This is a genomic window from uncultured Flavobacterium sp. (assembly GCF_963974175.1).
GTDB lineage: Bacteria > Bacteroidota > Bacteroidia > Flavobacteriales > Flavobacteriaceae > Flavobacterium.
Genome location: NZ_CAXBBR010000002.1, coordinates 522,963 through 544,489, shown reverse-complemented (window position 1 = coordinate 544,489; position 21,527 = coordinate 522,963). Strand labels below are relative to the sequence as shown.

At 35.0% G+C, this 21,527-nt stretch carries 15 protein-coding genes and 1 pseudogene; 5 read left to right on the top strand and 11 right to left on the bottom strand.

The features are described from left to right. Both AAC069_RS05270 and AAC069_RS05265 read right to left on the bottom strand, forming a co-directional pair. Positions 1 to 2,208, bottom strand: a pseudogene (locus AAC069_RS05270) (hypothetical protein); the annotation flags it as partial. A gap of 301 nt (positions 2,209 to 2,509) precedes the next feature. Then, the gene (locus AAC069_RS05265) at positions 2,510 to 6,451 is read right to left on the bottom strand and encodes a T9SS sorting signal type C domain-containing protein (RefSeq protein ID WP_339919432.1); all 3,942 of its coding nucleotides are present in this window, start codon (positions 6,449 to 6,451) and stop codon (positions 2,510 to 2,512) included. A 420-nt stretch (positions 6,452 to 6,871) separates the two neighbouring features. Between AAC069_RS05265 and AAC069_RS05260 the strand changes: the two genes are divergently transcribed. Next, positions 6,872 to 7,345 carry a regulatory protein RecX gene (locus AAC069_RS05260; protein ID WP_339919431.1) on the top strand — a complete coding sequence of 158 codons (474 nt, stop codon included), beginning with the start codon at positions 6,872 to 6,874 and terminating at the stop codon, positions 7,343 to 7,345. A gap of 467 nt (positions 7,346 to 7,812) precedes the next feature. Here the strand turns inward: AAC069_RS05260 and AAC069_RS05255 are convergent, their stop codons facing one another. From AAC069_RS05255 to AAC069_RS05230, 6 genes are all read right to left on the bottom strand, one after another. Beyond that, positions 7,813 to 8,427 carry a hypothetical protein gene (locus tag AAC069_RS05255; RefSeq protein ID WP_339919430.1) on the bottom strand — a complete coding sequence of 205 codons (615 nt, stop codon included), beginning with the start codon at positions 8,425 to 8,427 and terminating at the stop codon, positions 7,813 to 7,815. Next, positions 8,417 to 8,920 (bottom strand): RNA polymerase sigma factor, encoded by a 504-nt coding sequence (locus AAC069_RS05250; RefSeq protein WP_339919429.1) that lies wholly within the window; start codon positions 8,918 to 8,920, stop codon positions 8,417 to 8,419. Before AAC069_RS05250 ends, AAC069_RS05255 begins: the two co-directional genes overlap by 11 nt. Before the next feature lie 7 nt (positions 8,921 to 8,927). Then, positions 8,928 to 9,716 (bottom strand): TraB/GumN family protein, encoded by a 789-nt coding sequence (locus AAC069_RS05245; RefSeq protein ID WP_339919428.1) that lies wholly within the window; start codon positions 9,714 to 9,716, stop codon positions 8,928 to 8,930. Between the two features lie 136 nt (positions 9,717 to 9,852). Continuing rightward, positions 9,853 to 10,047, bottom strand: coding sequence for a hypothetical protein (locus AAC069_RS05240; RefSeq protein ID WP_339919427.1), 195 nt, complete (start codon positions 10,045 to 10,047; stop codon positions 9,853 to 9,855). Positions 10,048 to 10,187: 140 nt separating this feature from the next. Then, positions 10,188 to 11,345 (bottom strand): pyridoxal phosphate-dependent aminotransferase family protein, encoded by a 1,158-nt coding sequence (locus tag AAC069_RS05235; protein ID WP_339919426.1) that lies wholly within the window; start codon positions 11,343 to 11,345, stop codon positions 10,188 to 10,190. A gap of 60 nt (positions 11,346 to 11,405) precedes the next feature. Continuing rightward, positions 11,406 to 13,226, bottom strand: coding sequence for a TonB-dependent receptor (locus tag AAC069_RS05230; RefSeq protein ID WP_339919425.1), 1,821 nt, complete (start codon positions 13,224 to 13,226; stop codon positions 11,406 to 11,408). Positions 13,227 to 13,303: 77 nt separating this feature from the next. Between AAC069_RS05230 and AAC069_RS05225 the strand changes: the two genes are divergently transcribed. The 4 genes from AAC069_RS05225 (at position 13,304) to AAC069_RS05210 (ending at position 17,594) form a co-directional block, all read left to right on the top strand. Next, positions 13,304 to 14,800, top strand: coding sequence for a PLP-dependent aminotransferase family protein (locus AAC069_RS05225; protein ID WP_339919424.1), 1,497 nt, complete (start codon positions 13,304 to 13,306; stop codon positions 14,798 to 14,800). Between the two features lie 350 nt (positions 14,801 to 15,150). Then, positions 15,151 to 15,690 carry a hypothetical protein gene (locus tag AAC069_RS05220; protein WP_339919423.1) on the top strand — a complete coding sequence of 180 codons (540 nt, stop codon included), beginning with the start codon at positions 15,151 to 15,153 and terminating at the stop codon, positions 15,688 to 15,690. A gap of 302 nt (positions 15,691 to 15,992) precedes the next feature. Beyond that, positions 15,993 to 16,454, top strand: a complete 462-nt coding sequence (locus AAC069_RS05215; protein WP_339919422.1) for a DoxX family membrane protein — start codon at positions 15,993 to 15,995, stop codon at positions 16,452 to 16,454. A 21-nt stretch (positions 16,455 to 16,475) separates the two neighbouring features. Then, positions 16,476 to 17,594 carry a permease gene (locus AAC069_RS05210; RefSeq protein WP_339919421.1) on the top strand — a complete coding sequence of 373 codons (1,119 nt, stop codon included), beginning with the start codon at positions 16,476 to 16,478 and terminating at the stop codon, positions 17,592 to 17,594. A 283-nt stretch (positions 17,595 to 17,877) separates the two neighbouring features. Here AAC069_RS05210 and AAC069_RS05205 read toward each other — a convergent pair whose 3' ends face one another. The 3 genes from AAC069_RS05205 to AAC069_RS05195 form a co-directional block, all read right to left on the bottom strand. After that, on the bottom strand, positions 17,878 to 18,159 hold the full coding sequence (locus tag AAC069_RS05205; protein WP_339919420.1) for a F0F1 ATP synthase subunit epsilon: 282 nt from the start codon (positions 18,157 to 18,159) through the stop codon (positions 17,878 to 17,880). Positions 18,160 to 18,237: 78 nt separating this feature from the next. After that, positions 18,238 to 19,749, bottom strand: coding sequence for a F0F1 ATP synthase subunit beta (gene atpD, locus AAC069_RS05200; RefSeq protein WP_073204939.1), 1,512 nt, complete (start codon positions 19,747 to 19,749; stop codon positions 18,238 to 18,240). 245 nt (positions 19,750 to 19,994) lie between these two features. Then, positions 19,995 to 21,515: a G-D-S-L family lipolytic protein gene (locus AAC069_RS05195; protein WP_339919419.1), complete on the bottom strand. Its 1,521-nt coding sequence runs from the start codon at positions 21,513 to 21,515 to the stop codon at positions 19,995 to 19,997. Positions 21,516 to 21,527: the final 12 nt, after the last annotated feature.

Here is a 21,527-nt window from a genome sequence, read left to right as displayed (position 1 = left end):
TGGCGCTGTCGGATTCAATGAGCCCGCAGAACATAACGCAGCAGGCGCTGTAATTGCAGCTATCGTAGGTGCATTATTAACTGTTATAACAACCTGATTACTATTTGTTGTACCGCAACCGTTCGTTGCATAATATCTTATCTTTTTACCATTATCCGTAAAGGCAACTGTATAAGGTACTGTTAAATTTGCAAATGTCCCACTTCCAACTCCTGTCTCCAATTGCCAGCCTGAAGCTGTAACTGCTGATCCATTAGCTGTAACTGTTGGCGCTGTTGGATTCAATGAGCTCGCAGAGCATAACGCAGCAGGCGCTGTAATTGCAGCTATCGTAGGTGCATTATTAACTGTTATAACAACCTGATTACTATTTGTTGTACCGCAACCGTTCGTTGCATAATATCTTATCTTTTTACCATTATCCGTAAAGGCAACTGTATAAGGTACTGTTAAATTTGCAAATGTCCCACTTCCAACTCCTGTCTCCAATTGCCAGCCTGAAGCTGTAACTGCTGATCCATTAGCTGTAACTGTTGGCGCTGTCGGATTCAATGAGCCCGTAGAACATAACGCAGCAGGCGCTGTAATTGCAGCTATCGTAGGACTTGAATTTATCGTAAATGAAGTAGCTGTTCTACAACCTGGATTTGTAGAGCAAGCTGCATAATAAATAGTAGTTCCTGCAGTATTTGTATTAACTAATCCAGAACCAGCAACTCCTACCGGGTTAAAAGGTGTTCCTGAGCCAATTGCCGTACCACCAGTTGAATTTGTATACCAATCTACTGTAACTGGTATCGTATAATTCACTATAATAGTAATATTTGCAATATTTGCATCTGGATTTACACTGGGATCATTATAGGTTTCTCTAAATTTAAATAGCCAAGTGCCCACAGGACTTCCTGTCCCCCATGATCCAAATGTCCCATCGGTAACGGTCCCTGACGCCGATGATATAGAAGAAGACTGCAAATCAGTCTTGGTAATCCCCAATGCGATTGGAGGGGTGGCTTCTATTTGCAACTCATTTGTATACGATGGACTATTGGATGTAAAGGTTATCTTAGTCGAAACTCCTGTTACAGTTGCTCCGACTGGTAAAGCAGGAAAATCTATTGAAATATTTGAATTTGTATAGGTTGTTAACTCAGATGTCCCTCCATAACCTATTGCAGTTTGAGTGCCAGTAAAACTAGATCCACAACCACTTGCACTCAATGTGCCTGAACTGTTACTACAAATTGTTGTTCCCGTGGTCGATGGCCCTGCACTCACATTTACTGTCACATCTAATCTAGTCACACTCTCACAGCCACTTACAGTTTGACTTGCATAATAATGTCCTGAAGATAAAGCTGTGCCACTTGACAAAGCTGTAGTGCCACTTATTGACGAATACCACTTGATATTTGAACCTGAAACACTTAAACCTGACACTTTGGGTAAATCTACGGAACAAAATGATTGAAATGATGAACCTGTCGGTGTTGCTGTTGAACAAGGTTTCCATGATACTATTACCTGACCATTACCACCAAAACCAGATGAATTACGACCTTCACCACCACCCCCACCTGGACTTCCACCGTCACCCGAAAAATTCTTGGATCCATCTCCACCAATACCACTAGTACCATTACCCCCAGCTCCGCCAGAAGATGTATTCGCATTATTTCCATCTCCGTTATTCCCAGCAGATCCACCGCCACCGCCATAATAATTAATAGAACGATAACCGTCTCCACCAAAGTATTTTAAACTCCCAATACTACCTAAAACTCTTCCTCCTTGATGATAGGCATTTTGACCTCCTCCTTCAGCTTTTACAATTAGAACACTCGTAGAAGTCGATAATGCTATACTAGAATTTCCACCTACATAACCACGAGATCCTACTACAATTGTATAAACGTTACCAGTAGTAACGCTAAAAGTGCTTTCGGCATAGGCTCCTCCTCCTCCTCCTCCATAGTTCGTATCATTTTTACCGTCTTCACCTGCTCCCCAAGTTTGCACGGTAATACTAGTCACTCCCGCAGGTACTGTAAAGGTATTGGTTGTTCCATTTTTAGTTGGGTCATTAAACGTTTGCGGCGAAATTTGCGCAAAACTACTATAACTAACAAGAGTTAAAAGAAAGAGAAATAATAGGTTATGTACTTTTGGTAAACAAAAAAAAGTATTCTTAGAGTAAAATTTCTTCATGTGGTATTTTTAAAAAAATGGGGCGAATTTTAAACATAATTCTTTCTAAATAGAGGATTTTATTTTTCTAAAAAAAAAATTGAAACTAAACAGACTTGCACAATATCGCTTTTCATTTTATGACTAATGAAATTTAATCGACAAAATGCGTTTAAATCCGATTAAACACCCACGTTAAACAGCTTGAGATCTAAACAACACAAAAAGATTATAGGAAAAAAATTAACTTAAAAAAACAAAACCCCCATTACGTCAAAACATAATGGGGGTTTTCGAAATTGATTATCTTTTTTTTTAAATTCTAATAAACAATTTTTTGTGTTACTGATTGTCCATTTTGTAACTCTACTTTTACAATCAATACTTGTTTTTCCGATTGTATATTACGTATGACCAAAACTTTATTATTGACAGTTGTGTTTTTATAAACTTGCCTTCCTGACATATCATAAATTAAAACCTTATCAATATTTTCAACTGATGAATTTACTTTTACCTCCTTATTTGTATTAGAAATCAACACCCCGTATTCAGCCAATTCAAAATCCTCTTTTGCTAGAGTCTTATTGGCATTTGTATATCGCAGGGTGAAACGATTGTTGAAAGTACCAATTTCAGTTTTATAATCATAAGCAGATTTATTCAAATTATGGATGCTATTTGTCATATTATCTTTTAAATAAATTTCCTTACCTGTAAACAAGCCATCAACCTGATCAATACTGATAGTAAAATCTCCCGCAATAGTAGAACTGTATCCTAGAGGCACCTCATCTGTGTCTACAAAAGGTAGGGCTCTACCTTGAATCACTAAATTCTTATCCTTATAAACACTATAAAAATCAATAAACTCATTCCCATCGTAACTTTCTCCATCATATCCACTATCAAACTCATTTGTGGCTCCCGATACATACCCAATTAATGTTTGCTTAAAAGCACCTTGGCTGTTCGTTAAATTCAACCAAACTCTGTTTTTTTCAATCCCCTCAGCAGTTATACCCTTTGGTGCGATTTTAAAAAATTGAGCATTGTCTAATTTTGCTCCAAACTTATCCAATCGCATACTATTATTAAATGTTGCTACTTGACCACTAGCAATACTAGTTGTAAAAAAGGATTGCCCAGATCCAATCTTCCCAGAAGGAATACTTGAACCACTGAAACCTAAAGTTGATGCCGCTGTTCCAACACCAACACCTCCTGTAAAATTATAAGATGCATAATCATCCGAAGTATAGGCGTAAGCTCCAGTACCAACACTTCCATTAATAATATTTGCCGCTAATTGTATTGCCGTATTGTGTGTCCAAAAATATATAGTCCCTTCTAAAACAGCACTATTTGCGGATAAAAATAAATCAGCATCCAATGCAGATGGGTAAGGATTACCTATTAAGTTTGAAGTATTTACTCCTCCAATAGGAATTGTTATTGTTCCATTATTAGGAACACCAACAAAAGTAGCCGAAAAAGGGGATGGAAATGGGGGTAAAGGGGGCGCATATCCCGGCCCTCTAACTATATATCCTTTTCCAGCTGCCATAACCGTTCCTGTTGACTCTTGCTTCCAATCTTCAGGACTGGCAAAAGCATCATAAGAATACATTTTCCCAGCAAGTGTATTTGGGGACAATGCCCCCAAAGTAAATCCAGAAACAGGAGAAGACCAATAAACATAATCCGTATCTATTATCGATGGGGTCATTCTATTGTAATTTATATTTCCAGTATTTGTGGCTGAATTATTTATTTGAACTAAACTGGCAGCATTCTCAAAAGTAAGAGTTCCGCCAGAGACGGTTAAACCATTTGTTATTTTCAAAGTATGTCCTGAATTAATCGTAACAGATCCTGAATTCACTTGGCAAGAACAAGCTACAATATCTCCAATTGAATTATAAGTTCCATTAAAAATAAGTGCTTGAGCACTTGTTGGAGGACCATTTGTCCATCCGCTACCATTCCAAATTGCAGCAGCTGGAACAGTCATTGTAACGATATTTGAACCGGCAGGACTACTTGTTGCACAAGTTGCATTTGAAGTCATTACTACTTTTATCGCATCTCCATTAACTAAGGTAGTTGCCGTATAGGTTGACGCTGTTGCCCCGGTTATTATTGTTGCTCCATTATACCATTGGTACGTTGGGGTTGCTCCACCATTAGTTGGTGTCGCTGTAAATGTTACTGAAGTACCTGAGCAAATCGCTCCCGAAGGAGAAGCTACAATACTTACACTCGCTGGTAAGTTTGGGTTCACGGTCATTGCTACAGTATTTGAAGTGGCAGGACTTCCTGTTGCACAAGTTGCATTTGAAGTCATTATAACTTTTATCGCATCTCCATTAACTAAGGTAGTTGATGTATAAGTTGACGCAGTTGCTCCGCTGATTATTGTTGCTCCGTTATACCATTGGTACGCTGGAGTTATTCCACCATTAGTTGGTGTCGCTGAAAATGTTACTGAAGTACCTGAGCAAATCGCTCCCGAAGGAGAAGCAATAATACTTACACTCGCTGGTAAGTTTGGATTCACAGTAACGGTAGCACTTCCTGAAATTGTATTGGGGCAACTAGGAGTGGTTTGATAGGTTGCACTAACTAAGTTATAAACAAAAGTACCATTAACACTTGTTACAACTGCTACATTTGTACTACTACTTGCGCTAATATTTACAATTTGATTCGACCCTCCATTAATCGTATAAGTTACCGATATAGCAACAGTCTGTGGATTAGTAAAAGTTATATTAGAAGTAGCCCCCCCAACACATACACTTGTAGTGCCACCAATTGACGCTGATGGCATTGGACGAACAATTAAATTAGCTCCTGAATTTACAAAGCTGTTCGTTCTTGTGCATGTAGCATTAGATATAGAAACTAAAGTATAACCTGTATTAGATGTAGGATTATCTGCTGGCGTAAAACTGTAGGGAGCCGCAGTTGGAATTGACAAAGTGTATTGTAGTAAAGTAGTATCATTCTTATACGTTATACTATATGGAGTAGAATAAGTGGTGTCATCTGCATCAAAAGTCAATTGTGGGCTTCCACCAGTACAAATGGTAGTTGCCGAAAAACCATTGGTAACATTATTAGGTAAAGCATTAACTGAAACAATAGTTGCTATTGACGATGCGCTTAGACAACCACTTGAATTTGTTATTTGAACAGTATAACTACCAGCTGTTGTAGCATTTACGTTCTGCGTAGTTGCACCTGTCGACCATAAATAACTGCTTCCTACACTTGATGTCAATGTGACACTTCCACCTGAGCAAATTGCAATTGGACCTCCCGCTGTTATTGTTGGAGTCGAAGGTTTTGAATTGACAACTAGAGAGATAATTTTAGAACCAGAATATAAATTACTCCCATAATAAGTAGAATAATTTATAGTGGCTATATAAGTACCAGACTGACTCGCTATAAAGCTTGGATTTAAAGCGCTAAATGTTGAAATAGTATTATCGGGTGCCTTTATTGACCATGAAAAATTTACTCCAGAAATAGAACCGTTTGAAGTAGTTGCGCCAAAAGTTCCTGATATATTCCCAAATAAATTAATTGTTCCATTTTGACAAATTGGTGTATTTGAACTTGGATTTGCTAAGATTGTACCACCACCCTGATTTACTTGATCAAAAGTAAATTCTGAATTTCCAGCACCTTTACATACAGCAAATTTTACAGTTCCAATATAAACAGCAACATTATTATTACATGTCCCTCCGTCATCAAATTTTCCAGGAGAATTAATTTTAATACTTGTATTTTCCGGAAAAAAAATAAAATTATTCCCTGAAAATTTCACTAAAGCCGAAGCGTTTATCGTTACATTTAAAGTTTTTACATCAATGTCAGCTCCCACAATTAAAACACCTGAAATACCTTCTCCAATTACCAATGCACCAAAAGTATTTGGCGTACTACTACTAATTGTAATTGTTTGATTATCACGAATAGTTACCGTTCCTGTTCCTGTAAATTGCCCTGGATAACCTTGTGGAGAAGTACCTGATGGAGTGACCCAGGTAGTACCGTTATAATATTGCCAACTTGAAAGCGTTGTCCAGTTTCCAGCAGTTACATTCGAACGATAATCTCCTACTGTTTGAGCCACAACTACAGCCTGAACAAAAAATAAAACAAAAACAAAAAAATTCCTAAAATTTTTTATTTTAGAGAAAATTAAATTAACGATAAACACTGGACCGTTGGCGTAATATTGCTTCATAAAAAATATTTATTTCTTTGTTAACCATCCTCATTAAGTACTTAGCAGCGTAGGAAAACTACCAATTGACCCACAAAAAAATAAAACTTATCAATGATTTACAAAAAAAATCGATTATACGCTTATATAATCGACAAACCTCTATATTTGCATGTTTTCTACAGAAAAATAATCGTTATTTTCTATAAAAACTATCCTATTCATTGTTAATAAAAACCTGTTTAAAAATTTTAAAACCCTGTTTTCGAAACTTTAACAAGTAAGACCTAATAACGAACTCAACTTTGTAGCTACCATAATCATAAATCTGCTTTTGGATTTACAAAATCACTTACTAGCCCCAAGAATTTCTATTTTGAAAGAAAATCATCTCGCTTCTACCGAATATTTACTTAAATTTCGAACTTCTAAAAATCGATAATGAAAGAAGTGTACTCCATAAAAGAAGCTATAAATAAAATAGAACACTACTGCGCTTATCAAGAACGCTGTCATGAAGAAGTAATCTCTAAACTGAGAAGCATGAAACTGGATTCTCAAGAAATTGATGAAATTATTGCCCATCTAATCGGCTCTAATTTTCTTAACGAAAGTCGGTTTGCCTGCAGCTTTGCCAGAGGGAAGCACCGCATTAAGCATTGGGGAAAAATTAGAATTGTAATCGAGTTAAAGTTCCGCAACATTTCGACCTACAACATTAATTTGGCTCTCAAAGAAATTACCGCTGAGGAATATACCGCAACTTTTCACAGCTTGGCCGAGAGGCAATGGGAGGCCATACGCGAAACTAACTCATTAAAAAAGCGGAAAAAATTTTGTGATTATTTGCTTCGGAGAGGTTTTGAGAGCAATTTAGTTTACGAGAAAGTTAAAGAACTAGAATCTTTGGAATAAATGGAATGTGGATGAAACGGATTTTAAATTTTATTCATATCAGTCATATCAGTTTTAAAAAAAATGTGTTTAAAAATACTCCTCAGTAAATGGTTTAAGACCATATAAATAGGGAACAAACAAAACCAGATTGAAAAGATGAAAAAGTCAAAGAACTAGAATAAATGGAACGCGGATGAAACGGATGTTGCGGATAAAAAACGGATTTTTTTAAATCAGTAGAAAGCTTTTAAATCTGCGGCTAAAAATGGTTCGTGAATGTTTATTTTTATATGAACTTCATAATGAAAAATTGATATGCCATACTCAAATAGCGACACATAAAGGTATCTCGATGAAAAACAGGAAGAAATACGATATGTCAAGTGAGCGAAAAAAGGTTATACAAAATCCACTACTAAATTAGTACTATTGGCCGTCCCTTCTAAATTATAAAAAAAATGCCTGTCGAGTGGACAGGCATTTTACTATTCTTCTTTTAACTCGTCAATTACTTTCCTGATCTCTTTGGCATATTTTCCGTAGAAAAAATGAACCCACCATTCTGCAATTAAACCCATAAACAAAATAATAAGGGAGATTACCACGAATGTAGCAATCAAAAAACTATTACTTAAATCTGATATTTGCATTCCCGGTTTTGTAGAGACTAAATAAACAGTAAATCCTACAAAAAAAAGAACGATAAAAGGACTAAGAGCAAACGTAAATGTTTTATACAACTCCATGTTCAATCTCACATCAAAATAAGTTTCATACAAACTGTCTTTTGTCCTTAAAGTGATATTATTAAGTCTTTTACAAAACAAATATAACTTCACCAAATAGTAGACGCAAACCGCAAAAAACATACTATACAATAAATAAAAAGGTGCGAGCCATTTTTCAGGAAAATCATATATGATAGGTGCAAACCCACTCAGAATAACAGCGAGCGATTGATAAATGAGTTCCTTTTTAAGATTTTTTTTAATCTTATCCAAAGGCGTATTTGCCGTTTGTATTTTTTCTAAATTATTTGGGAGAACAACATTTTCATTGTTGTCATTATCCCATGCTGATTGTATATCGTTAAAATCCATATCCTTGATTTTTAATTATTTCTTTTAATTTTTCTTTTGCTCTATTTAATTTCACTCTAGCATTCCCTTCAGAAATCCCTAAATTGTTTCCAATTTCCTTATGCGAAAAACCCTCTAGTTGATAAAAAATAATAGCCTTATCTATTTTTTCTAATTTTTGAACTGCTTTGTAAAAATGTTCTATTTGGCTTTCTTTAATTTCTGAATCATCCGTTTCTTCTTTGATATTTTGAGATACGATCTCATATTTATCGACCTTTCTCTTTTCTTTCTTTAGAAAAACGATAGCTGTATTAATAGCCACCCGATACATCCAAGTCGAAAACTGGCTTTCGTTTCTAAAAGAATCATACGATTTCCAAAGTTGACAAATAATCTCCTGAAACAAATCCTGTTGATCATCATGATTGTCCATATACATCTTAGAAACTTTATATAAAATTCCTTTGTGCTTTGCAATCCGGTTTAAAAATTCTGGCTCTTTCTCTTTCAAAATGATATTAGTTCAGAACAGGTTCAACAGTATACCCTTTTTTTCTCAACAACTGTATCACTCCTTGTTCCCCCAATAAATGAGCGGCTCCTACAGCAAAAAAGGTGCATTTATCTTTCATGATATTCGGCATTTTTACAATCCAGTTTTCATTTCTTACATCTAATAATACTTTTCTAGTTTTCTCATTCATCACTTTAGGAGCTGTAATATCTTTATATATTTCTGGAAGGTTTTCTTGAATATAATTTTGAACTAACTTTTTTGTTGTATCGTCATTTGACTCTTGCAACATTGATATCACCTCCGCATCAGAATAAGCATCACTCAAGAAATCCATTTGCGATTGAAGTGTTTCAAAACCAGCGATACTTTTACTTGAACTTTTGGCCATTTCAATAAATTCCATTTCATACATTTTAATATCAGCACAGCCAAAGGATTTCATAGTAATCAAACTCATTACTGCCATTATACTGAATTTATCAACTTGTTTGACTGTCATTCCTGTTCTCTTTTGTAACAAAACATCAAGATCATTCAATTGTTGTGGACTCAATGTTTTACTCAATGGTTCTTTTCCATATACAAATTGCTGCGCACTGCTTATTTCTTTTGGATCGGCTAAATTAACCTCTAAGACTAAATTGTCAGTAGAATCAAAAGCTTTCTTAGTTTTATCAGATAGAAAATAATCATTCCCGCATATCATATGAATCGTGCCATATAAATAAGAAGATTTCGATAATCCATTTCCTGAAATTCCCCACAGCAGCGATTGTTCATTTAACGGCACTGAGGCTGTTTTTTTGCTTGTGCAAAAACGCCGTTAGAAATTAATACTACTGCTACTACTACAATTGATTTAAATAATTTTTTCATAATAATTTGATTTTTGATTGATTTTTGATTTGATGATTGAAACTCAGTATTTATTTTGTGTATTTATTTCTAAAAAAAGAAGCGATTGCAACTACAAAAAGCAAACTCATGATAAGTAAAAATTCTTTGCTTAATTTATCGTAGACAAAATACCGCACTAATCCATAACTTAAGCCAAGAGTTGAAATAAATAATAAAACAATCTTGTTATTTCCTTGATTTTTGGAAGTTGATTTTGTTTTCATGGTTTTTGATTTATTTGATTACTACTCGTAAGTAAATAAACAAGTAAAACGTTACAAAAAATTTAAATTTATTTTTTTAAACCTAATAAAAACAGGGGTTTATACGGTGATTTTTTTTGAAAAGGAATACAAAAACAAGTCTATTGAAAGAGAAACTTGCTCAATAAAACGAGAACTTCACTAATTTCCTCTGGAGAATTGTAACTGTGTAAACAAAAACGAAGTCGTTCCTGACCTTCTGGAACGGTAGGCGAAAGTATCGCTTTAATATCAAATCCTTTTTCTTGAAATAGCGTTGCAATCAATTTCACTTTTTCATTACCTGGAATAATAGCTGATTGTAACGCTGATTTACTGTGTACGAACAATTGTTTCAGTCCTAACATATTCTTTTCCTGATTGAAATGAATAATGTTTTTGCGAAGAGCTGCAATATTTTCTTTATCATTTTCCAAATTCCGGTACGCAAATGAGATTGTTGCAACCGCATGTGGAGATAATCCTGCAGGGTAATTAAAACTTCGAGTAAAATTAACCAAGTATTGTTTCAATTCCTGCGAACCTAAAACTGCTGCTCCCTGACATCCTAACCCATTTTCGAAAGTCAAAATACGAGCATAAATAAGGTCTTGCAGTCCTATCATTTGAACAAATCCTTCGCCTTTTGAACCAAAAACACCCAAAGCATGTGATTCATCAACTACTAAATAACAATGGTGCTTATCTGAAATTCGCACTAATTCTTCTAGATTGGGACAATCGCCATCCATAGAAAAAACAGATTCGGTAACAATGTAAATACTTGTTGGGTCTTGGGTTTTATGCCTTGGGTTTTGGATTAACCTTTCTAAATCTTCAAAATCATTGTGATTGAATTTACAAGCTTTGGCATTAGACAGTTCAATTCCGTCCTGAATAGCGGCGTGACATAATTCATCGTATAAAATCAAATCTCCTTTTTGAGGAACTGCACTAAAAAAGCCACTAGTAGCATCAGGTCCCGAATTGAAAATTAACGCTGTTTCTGTTAGGTGGAAATCCGCAATAAAATCTTCTGTTTCTTGATACAGCTTTTGGTTCCCAGATAAAAACCGGGAACCAATCGCTGATTCTTCAATGAATTTATTTTTAATTAAATACTCTTGCGTGTCCTTAAAAATAATTTCTGACTGAGAAAAACCTAAGTAATCATTCGATGCAAAATCGATTAAATCATTGGGTAAAGCGCCTTTTTGCAAAGCATCGTTTTGTTCCTGTTGATTTAGTTCCGGCTGTACTGATTTTGAAAAACATTTCATATATCGAAAATATAAAAAGTCTTTCAATAATCTGGAACTTTCGGTTTAGATTGTCATTGTCTATCTAAAGTTATATTGCACTCCAAACAACAAATTACCTTTTGGCATAGGAACTAAATTCGTTTCTGTATACTCCGTGTTGAAAATATTGTTAGCAAACAATGACAACTCAAAAGCATGTAAAGTATAGGAAGCACCCAAATCTACAACTGAATATGAATCTCCCGCAGTTCGTTCCGCATAACGATACGAAATCGTATTGCTGAAATTTTTCAAGAATTGCATATTGTAACTCCCCACAAACTGATGCTTTAATGAATTCAATGAATACTGTGAGAAAGCATAGGTACTTTCTTCTATATCATTCTGAATAAACGAGTAACCAAATTGTAGTTTTTGAGCAAATGAATTAAGATTAAAGATATAAAGTAGTTGTGTTTCAAAACCTTTGGTAGTAACATCTTGAATGTTTTGTGCTTGCCAACGATCCGTAAGTTCCTTTTTTACGTAATCAATTAAATGATCCGATTTGCGATTAAATACCGCTGCAGACACATTAAAATTAGATGTATTCCATTTCAAACCAATTTCTTGCGAAAATGCTTTCTCCGGTTCTAAATTAGCATTCCCTATCGTAGTTGGAGATTTATAATTCAAATCAGTAAAAGTTGGAATTCTGTAGGTATAACCCAAGTTACCATATACCTTCAGATTATCAAGCAATTCATATCCAACATCTACGCCTGGAAAAGCAAAAAATTTGAAGTCAGAAAAATAAGTCACAGCTACTCCGGGAGTAATATCTAATTTTTTATTGAAAAATTCCATACGATGCTCTAAAAACAAAGTACTTAGAAAACGGTTATTATCCCCAAGATTATTACTCGAAAGAAACACTTTAGCCGTTTCTATACCAAAGCCGGTAACACCGATATTTGACGTATACGATCCATTTAATTCTGCAGCAATTTTGTTTGAAATATGCAAATTCCTGTAAATAGACGGATTCTTTCTAATATAAATATATTCGTCTTGATTACGTCTCCAATATACCTTTGGCTTCCACGTAAAATTACCTTTTTTAATAACCGTTGAAAAACCAACTAAACTAGCATTTGTTTCTTCATATTGATCAATAGCTGCTGGCGAAGCATAAAAACCATTTGCCCCAAAGTTCTTTTCCGAAAGAGCAACCAACATCGTTATTGGCAATTTATTTTTATTAAAAACACTCTTCAACACAAAATTCTGATTGTCGAAATCTGTATTGTAGCGATATCCGTTAGATATATTTTTAGAAAAATGCAAAATATGATTGCTTTCTTTCAAACTAACTCCAGCGGTAACAGCGGCACTAAATTGACCATAAGAACCCGCCTGAAGACGTAATGAAGCATCATTATCCAGCGAATCCTTTGTAATGATATTTACAGCACCGGTAAAAGCATTTTGACCAAATACACGACTTGCTGGCCCTTTTATAATTTCAATTCTTTTGATAACTTCAATCGGCAAAGCTAAATTCATCGAGTGATGTCCAGTTTGAGCATCATCTACCTTGAATCCATCTATAAGAAGTAGCGTTTGATCAAAACTTCCGCCTCGTATATATAAATCAGATTGCATACCACTAGTCCCACGACGTCTTACATCAATTCCTGCAATTTGCTGTAAAGCATCGGCAACATTTGTCACTCCGGATTTTTTTATATCCTCGGCAGTAATTAACTGAATGGTTCTGGAATTTTCTTTGAAAGGTAAATCAATCCTACTGGATGTAATAACCACTTCTTGTAAGGAATCTATCTTTTGTGTATTTTCCTGTGCACTTACTATCAAAGAACCGATAAAAAAGAAAGCTGAAAAGTATTTATTTTTCATTTATTAAAGTGTTGAATTATTTTAAAACGCTGCAAAAGTATTAACTTTCCGGACTACTAAAATAGTCCAGTTTTAAAATGATAGATAGTCCGGTTAATACGTTGTTAAAAAGCCTTATCCAATTTGATAAATCAAGTGCCAGCCCTGTGTATATACAAATCTCCCAACAAATCATCAATGCCATTCAGCGTAGTTATTTAGCAGGAGGCTCTTTATTGCCAGGAACCAGAATTTTTAGCCAATTAATAAATGTCCACCGAAACACGGCCGTTGCGGTATATGATGAATTAGCTTCTCAAGGTTGGGTTGAAATAATTGCAAACAAAGGGACTTTTATATCAGTTCCTGAACAGAGAACAGCCACAATAAAAGCGGGTTCGAACCAATTAGGAGACATTTATAACTTTGCAGAAACAACTGGATTTCCCTTTCAGTCCTCTTTTCATTTATCATCAACGCAAGAATTTTCAGAAGCAAAGTACGAACTAAATGATGGGCAACCCGACTTAAGGCTTCATCCCATTCATGAATTTTCAAAATGGTATGGCGCTTCTATGAAACGTAAATCATTGATTTCGAAATGGAATCAAAATAAAAAAACAAAGTATTCTGTATTTGAAAACCAACTGTGTAATTACTTAAACGCTACAAGGGGACTTCACATACAACCAAAAAACGTCATCAGCACAAGAAGTACAGAAATGAGTTTGTATATCATATCGCAACTTCTAATTCGCCCAAAAGATGTGGTTTTGGTTGGGGATTTGAGCAATTATGCTGCCAACATGATTTTTCAACAATCGGGCGCCATTATCAAAACAATCCCTATTGACGAACAAGGCTTAGATGTCGATTATATCAAAACACATTTTGCCAATGATGCCATTCGCTGTGTTTATATTTGTGCCAATCGCGACTACCCAACAACTGTTTCACTAACAGCAGAACGTCGCTTAAAACTGTTACAACTTGCAAAGGAATATCAGTTTGCCATCATAGAAGATGATTATGACTATGATTTTCAGTTTGAAGGCTTGGCTATGCTACCTATGGCCAGCTCGGATGTAGAAGGAATGGTGATTTATTTGGGAAAGCTTGGACAATCTTTATTTCCGAGTTTTCAAACAGGATTCGTAGTAGCTCCCGAAAATTTAATTTCAGAAGCCAAGAACTATTTACAAATGCTAGACCGCCAAGGCGATTTAACACAAGAACAAATGCTGTCCGAATTGATTTATGAAGGTGAAATTCATCGATTACTCAAAAAAAATATACTCGTCTATAAGCGAAGACGGGATTTTTTATACCAATGTCTTGAAGAAAATTTTAAAGATGTTATCCGTTTTAAAAAACCAACGGGTGGTTTAGCAATATGGTTGCAGTTTAATACGGTAATTCCCTTGGTTCAACTTTCAGAACAAGCGCTGCGCTATGATTTGTTTTTGCCAAAAACCATACTTTATCAAGACAAAGACACTTGCGCTATCCGTCTAGGCTTTGGCCATTTGAATGAAGAAGAAATAGAAATTATAGTAAAAAAACTGAAACAAGCATATGATTCGACTCCAAAATAAAAAAGTCATACTTTGCTTTTTTGTCTTTCATTTTTAAAATTCCTGAGACCTAACTAATGCATAATTATCCGCATTTACTTCAGTATATAATCGTGATGTTTCTATTTGTTAAACTAAAAACTTGGCGCTGTAAACCCAATAATTGAAATAACGCTTCCTCATTTTCTCCAAAAACTCCCAAAGCATGTGCTTCATCAATTAACAAATAAGTGAACACTAATCAATATAAAAATTACAAAAATCTACGAAAACCTTTTCGTTTTATTACTATATCAAAATTATGTTAAAAAATACTTAAAATTAATATCTTAGAAATTTCCATTAGCAATAGTTTCCTAATTTCGGACACTATGAAACGGATTGCATCCTTATTCTTATTGGTATCATTGTTTTACAATGTACTTGGATACTATTTGATGTTTAGCTATCAGAAAGAGCAAGCATGGGTTTCTGCTATAGAAAAAACACCTGATTTGGAATATCAAGTAATCCAATTGAATGCCAGCCTATATTCCTTCGTAGAAGACACTGACTTTGAATACGTGAATGAGAATGTGATTATTGAAAATAAAAGTTATCATATTTTCAAAAAAAGGATCCACAACAATATCCTTAGTTTGTATTACTTACGAAATTCATATGGCGATGTCATTGGAAAAGATTTAAAAGATATTGTTGACAATCAATTATTTGACAGCACTCCTTCTGAAAATGCTCCAATTAAAAAATTATTAAAAACATTCCTTCAAGATTATATTCCAAACACAACAGTATGTGTCCATTTTTCCCCAAACTCAGATCGAGACTCAAAAAAACTTTCTTCATCTCTTAATCTAGAGTTAAACTCGGGCTATCTATCTTCACTGTATATGCCTCCAAAATTTGTTTAATTTTTCTTTACAACTACTATAAAACATTTTATAATTTGACACATTAGTGTATAAATAACGATGGCCTTATCCAAATGGCCTATGAACTCTTATACCTAGTTCTCAAATTACACGACCAACCTTCTATTACATAGCTAGAATTCACTTTTGACCAATCCAAAAGTGGTATTGGTTGTTACCAATTGTTTTTTAGTAATCCTCACTTTATAGTATCTATAAATTTCATTCCTTTTGGCTATAGCTGCCTAAAAGAAATGACACGGTACTATAATTTTTACAAATTAAAAATTAAATACAATACCATGGAAACTACTTTTAACTCTTTATATTTTTCGTTTAGTTCAAAAATGGAAAAATACAGCATCACCATGATGCGCATAGCACTGGCCGTCGTTTACATCTGGTTTGGGGCTTTGAAAATTTTCGGAATGAGCCCAGCTGGCGAACTCGTAGAAGAAACAGTGTATTGGTTTCAACCAGAAATATTTATTCCGATTCTAGGGATTTGCGAAGTAATGATTGGCCTTGGCTTACTTGTAAAACGACTTATTCCTTATACAATTATGTTATTATTATTACACATGTGTGCAACACTCTTTCCAGTGTTTATTTTACAAAGCATCTGTTTTGACGCTTTTCCTTACTGCCCTACTTTGGTGGGTCAATATATCATCAAAAATGTAGTGTTAATTGCCGGCGCATTAGTAGTTGCAGGAAAGTACAATCCTACTAATTATACCCAAAGTACAATCAAACGATCATAAATCATTATTAATTTATAGAAGATGACAACTAATATCACATACACAAACAAAGAAAACATCATTAAACTATTTCTTTTAGTTAGTTTTCTAGTGCTTTTTTTAAGCGCAAGCCGTTTTCAAGCTGAATTTAAAAAAGTAATATGCATCGAAGGAAAATGTGACAAACCTCATGAACATGGTCAACTAGGCTACCATGAAAGATTTCATATCGACTCCTCTGATAGTTTTGCAGTTGCAACTATAAAAGGGTCCGCTAATTTCTGGGAAGCAAATGCTACAGGAATGACTTTTGCGATAATTATAGGTGGTGCGGCTTTATCATTACTACTATCATGGAAAAAATTTGAAGAGTTAATACAACTAAAAGGAATAAAAGGAGCAGCTATCGGAAGTGCTTTCGGAATGCCTCTAAACATGTGCGCCAATTGTTCTGCTGTTACTAGCGTTAGCGTAACTTCCCAAAAAGGAAGTACCGAAGCTACACTAGGAATTATTCTTGGAGGCGCTTTGCTTAACATCATTGGAATAGTAACCATGTTTGGCATCTTCAGTCCTGCTATTGTGATTTCAAGGATTATATTCAGCATAATAATGATATTAGTCGTTATTCCTCAAATATCAAAAGCAATAACTAAGAAAGAAGCGATTCCTGTAAAGAGTGAAGTATTCGAAAAGATATCCTGCTATTTTCCAGAAAAATCAATATTCCAAACCTTAATAAAAGCCACTGAAGATTGGTTGATTGCGGTAGGAACTATTGCTTACAAACTAATTCCGTTAATGCTTATTGGAACTCTATTTACAGCACTTTTTAGAGCATTTTTCCCAAACGAAGTACTACATACTATCTTAGCTTACAATCCACTAGTTATTTTAATAATTGTTTCTTTTATAGGAACTATGTTATCAGTACCGGTATTATTCGAAATTCTATTAGGAACAATACTATTGCAACTTGGTTTTAGTAATGGAGTAATTGCCGCAATGCTATTTACAGCACCTTCCTACGGACTTTTCACAGTAGTTTTAACAAAAGAAAAACTAGGGGGATATAGAATCCCCGCAATATTGATTGCGATTACTTTTGTTTTTGGAATTGGAACCGGATTATTAGCAGAATACTTAACTCTATTATTTTAAATCATGAAAAAACCTATCATCGGAATCATATTGTTCCTACTGCAAATTAGCTTGGCCTTGTTTTACAACAATACATTTGATTTAAAATTCATCTTTGGACTTGCGATAGTATCATCTCTTTATCTATTATATAAGCTTATAAAAAACAAACAAAACGCATTATAATGTTAGTAAGGTTATAACCGAAAACATATAAGCCCTAAAATAAAGTCAGAAAAAAACTAAAACACAAAAAAAAACGTCAAGCAAAGCTTGACGTTTTTTTTTATAAATTAAGACTGTATTAATCAACTAATACAATTACTTTATTGTCTTTCATTTCTAAAGTTCCTGCAGAGATAACTAATGTATAATTCTCAGCACTTACTTTAGTAAACAAACCCGCTGTCTCCTTGCTAAACTCAAAATTTGGAGCTGCAATACTTACAGTCCCTTTTTGAAGCAACGAAACTATTGGCGCGTGATTATTTAAAATTTGAAAACTTCCATCAACACCTGGTACAGATATTGAAGTTATTTCTCCTTTGAACAATGATGCTTCCGGTGATACTATTTCTAATAACATATTTTTATAGTTAAAGGTTTAAAAGTTTAAAGTTTAAGGTTGCGATTGAACCTTAAACTTTAAACCTTAAACTATTTTTTAAGCTTCTGCCAACATTTTCTCTCCAGCCTCGATAGCTTCTTCAATTGTACCTTTAAGGTTAAATGCTGATTCCGGTAAGTGATCTAATTCACCATCGATAATCATATTAAATCCTTTAATAGTGTCTTTGATATCAACTAAAACTCCTTTTAAACCTGTAAATTGCTCTGCAACATGGAATGGTTGAGATAAGAAACGTTGAACACGACGTGCTCTAGAAACCGCTAATTTATCTTCTTCCGATAATTCTTCCATACCTAGAATCGCAATAATATCTTGCAATTGTTTGTATTTTTGAAGAATCTCTTTTACTCTTTGTGCACAGTCATAATGCTCATCCCCTAAAATTTGTGGAGTCAAAATTCTTGAAGTAGAATCTAACGGGTCAACCGCTGGATAAATACCTAATTCAGCAATTTTACGAGACAATACTGTTGTTGCATCAAGGTGAGCAAACGTTGTTGCTGGTGCTGGATCTGTTAAATCATCTGCAGGTACGTAAACCGCTTGTACAGATGTAATAGAACCTTTGTTTGTAGATGTGATACGCTCTTGCATCGCTCCCATTTCTGTAGCTAATGTTGGTTGGTATCCTACTGCAGATGGCATACGACCTAAAAGTGCCGAAACCTCAGAACCTGCTTGTGTAAAACGGAAGATATTATCAACGAAGAATAATACATCTTTCCCTTGATCAGTTCCTGCTCCATCACGGAAATATTCAGCAATAGATAATCCAGAAAGTGCTACACGAGCACGAGCTCCTGGTGGCTCATTCATTTGACCGAAAACGAAAGTAGCTTTAGACTCTCTCATTCCTGGCATATCCACTTTAGATAAATCCCATCCTCCATTTTCCATAGAGTGCATGAATTCATCACCGTATTTTATAATTCCTGACTCTAACATCTCACGAAGTAAGTCATTCCCTTCACGTGTTCTTTCTCCTACTCCTGCGAATACTGAAAGTCCACCGTGACCTTTTGCGATATTGTTAATCAACTCTTGGATCAATACTGTTTTACCAACACCTGCACCACCGAACAATCCAATTTTACCCCCTTTTGAGTAAGGCTCAATTAAATCAATTACTTTAATACCTGTGAATAAAACTTCAGATGAAGTTGATAAATCCTCGAATTTAGGAGCTTGACGGTGAATTGACATTCCGTTTTCTCCTGTTTTTGGCAAGTTTCCTAGACCATCGATTGCATCTCCAATTACGTTGAATAAACGACCGTAAACATCAGCTCCAATCGGCATTTGGATAGGATTCCCTGTTCCAACTACTTCATAACCTCTACTCAAACCATCTGTTGAGTCCATCGAAATGGTACGAACTGTGTTTTCACCAATGTGAGATTGCACTTCAAGTACTAATAAAGTACCGTCTTTTTTTGTGATTTCTAATGAATCATAAATTTTTGGAAGTTCAACATCTTTACCGTTGAAAACTACATCAACTACTGGGCCAATGATTTGGGCAACTTTTCCTATTACTTTTGACATTACTTATGTATTTATTAAATAGCTATTTAGGTTTATGAAATAGAACTAACCGAAACATATCGATTAGACCCTTTTCTCAGGGTGCAAAGATAATTTTTTAAAATAAAAAATCAATATTTTTTTTGATAAAAAACATAGCCTTTTGTAAATATCCCATTTTCAAATGACAAACATGAAAATGAAAAGGGTAAAAACTCAAAACCATCCCCGTTTAGGGATGGTTTTATATAACTTAACTTTAAACTTTAAAGAGCTTTAGGAAATAATATTCTATAATTTCCTAGATCAACTGCTTTTAGATTTGAACCATAGGTCGTATTAATTGCTTGAGTAAATTTATTTGCAATCATTGCGTAGCCTCTTGGAGAAGGATGTACCCCATCTGTAGAAAAACCACCACCTGTAATGAACGCAGATGTTACTGTAAATCCATTAGCCGAAAATCCAGGACCAGCAACTTGTGCCATTAAAGCATTAGCATCAACAAAAGCTAATCCTTTAGCCGTTGCAACCGCTTTGATTTTTGCATTATAAGCGTCTGTAGCTGTTTTTATCAAAGCCACTTCACTAGCAGTTAAAGTTGCCTTGTCTTCCATAGGGAAAGTTACTCCAATTGTACTACTAGTAGCCGGATAACCCGCCTTAGTTGTTCCTATAGTTGCACCTGCAGTTAATAAAATATAATCTCTACTTGCTGCAGCATTACTAGCATGACGTGCTTTACCGTAAAGATTTCCTAAAAATGCCGCAGTTGCTGCCGGATATCCTGCTTGAGTAAATCCACCAGTAAACAAAGCAGTAGCATCATACGCTAACATTTCATCTGCAATTAAAAGTGGATTCGTTGAAGTAGCTGCTAAAGTCTGGAAACGAGCTGGCTGACCAGCTGCTGCTAACATACTATTCATTGCACCAAATAACGGATTCAACTGCGCCACTTGTGTTGCACTAAGTGGTACTGGATTTGCCGCGATGTACGTGAAAAATGGAGTTGTAGTTACGTAAGGAATGTTTGCGACAACTCCTTTAGCCCCTCCAGAGGTCAATGTATTTATCAAAGCGTCATAAGTAGCATCAAAACCTGCACCTGCAGGACCTGCAGAAGGTGTAATTGGATTTGTTCCATCTCCCCCACTAACTGCATAACCCAAGACATCATTATTTCCTATCCAAAGCGAAAAGAAAGTTGGCGCTTGAGACATTGCATAAGCCAAAACGGAAGTAGTACCATTTGGAGCAAAACGAACATAATACGGATTAGCTGTTCCTAAAGAAATACCTGCTGCACTACCGTAACTCGGTGACAGCAAATGAAAACTTTTCGCACCCGGAACACCACAATTATTATAAGGACCTCCCGAAACTATTGAAGTTAAAATCTCCGTTGTAGGAGTTCCTGCGACTGCAGTTGGAGCTCCACCACCTGTCGAAGCCATTCTAGCCCCAGCAAACACAGTTCCATTAACTTTAAATCCACCAATATTGTCTGACATAAACGGAATTTTAAAATCCCCGCCACCAACTGCTTTAAATTGCGTCGCAATTATATTTGTATATGATGCTTTTTGACCTTCAATAAACAAGGCTCCATCAGAATAACCAGTAGTCAATGAATTCCCTAATGCAACATATTTTGAAAAATTAGCAGTCCCAGCTGTTAAAGGCAATCCGTCAGATGAATTAGAAACTACCACTACGGCGTCATCACTATTACACGCTACGAAGGTTAAAGAAACCAATAGTAGCCATTTGAAATTTTTTATCATGGTTGTATGTTT

Coding starts and splice junctions, on each gene's coding strand:
- AAC069_RS05235 (WP_339919426.1), bottom strand. CDS start 11,345: ATGAAATGTTTTTCAAAATCAGTACAGCCGGAACTAAATCAACAGGAA.
- AAC069_RS05195 (WP_339919419.1), bottom strand. CDS start 21,515: ATGATAAAAAATTTCAAATGGCTACTATTGGTTTCTTTAACCTTCGTA.
- AAC069_RS05220 (WP_339919423.1), top strand. CDS start 15,151: ATGAAACGGATTGCATCCTTATTCTTATTGGTATCATTGTTTTACAAT.
- AAC069_RS05225 (WP_339919424.1), top strand. CDS start 13,304: ATGATAGATAGTCCGGTTAATACGTTGTTAAAAAGCCTTATCCAATTT.
- AAC069_RS05265 (WP_339919432.1), bottom strand. CDS start 6,451: ATGAAGCAATATTACGCCAACGGTCCAGTGTTTATCGTTAATTTAATT.
- AAC069_RS05240 (WP_339919427.1), bottom strand. CDS start 10,047: ATGAAAACAAAATCAACTTCCAAAAATCAAGGAAATAACAAGATTGTT.
- AAC069_RS05260 (WP_339919431.1), top strand. CDS start 6,872: ATGAAAGAAGTGTACTCCATAAAAGAAGCTATAAATAAAATAGAACAC.
- atpD (WP_073204939.1), bottom strand. CDS start 19,749: ATGTCAAAAGTAATAGGAAAAGTTGCCCAAATCATTGGCCCAGTAGTT.
- AAC069_RS05210 (WP_339919421.1), top strand. CDS start 16,476: ATGACAACTAATATCACATACACAAACAAAGAAAACATCATTAAACTA.
- AAC069_RS05255 (WP_339919430.1), bottom strand. CDS start 8,427: ATGGATTTTAACGATATACAATCAGCATGGGATAATGACAACAATGAA.
- AAC069_RS05230 (WP_339919425.1), bottom strand. CDS start 13,226: ATGAAAAATAAATACTTTTCAGCTTTCTTTTTTATCGGTTCTTTGATA.
- AAC069_RS05205 (WP_339919420.1), bottom strand. CDS start 18,159: ATGTTATTAGAAATAGTATCACCGGAAGCATCATTGTTCAAAGGAGAA.
- AAC069_RS05215 (WP_339919422.1), top strand. CDS start 15,993: ATGGAAACTACTTTTAACTCTTTATATTTTTCGTTTAGTTCAAAAATG.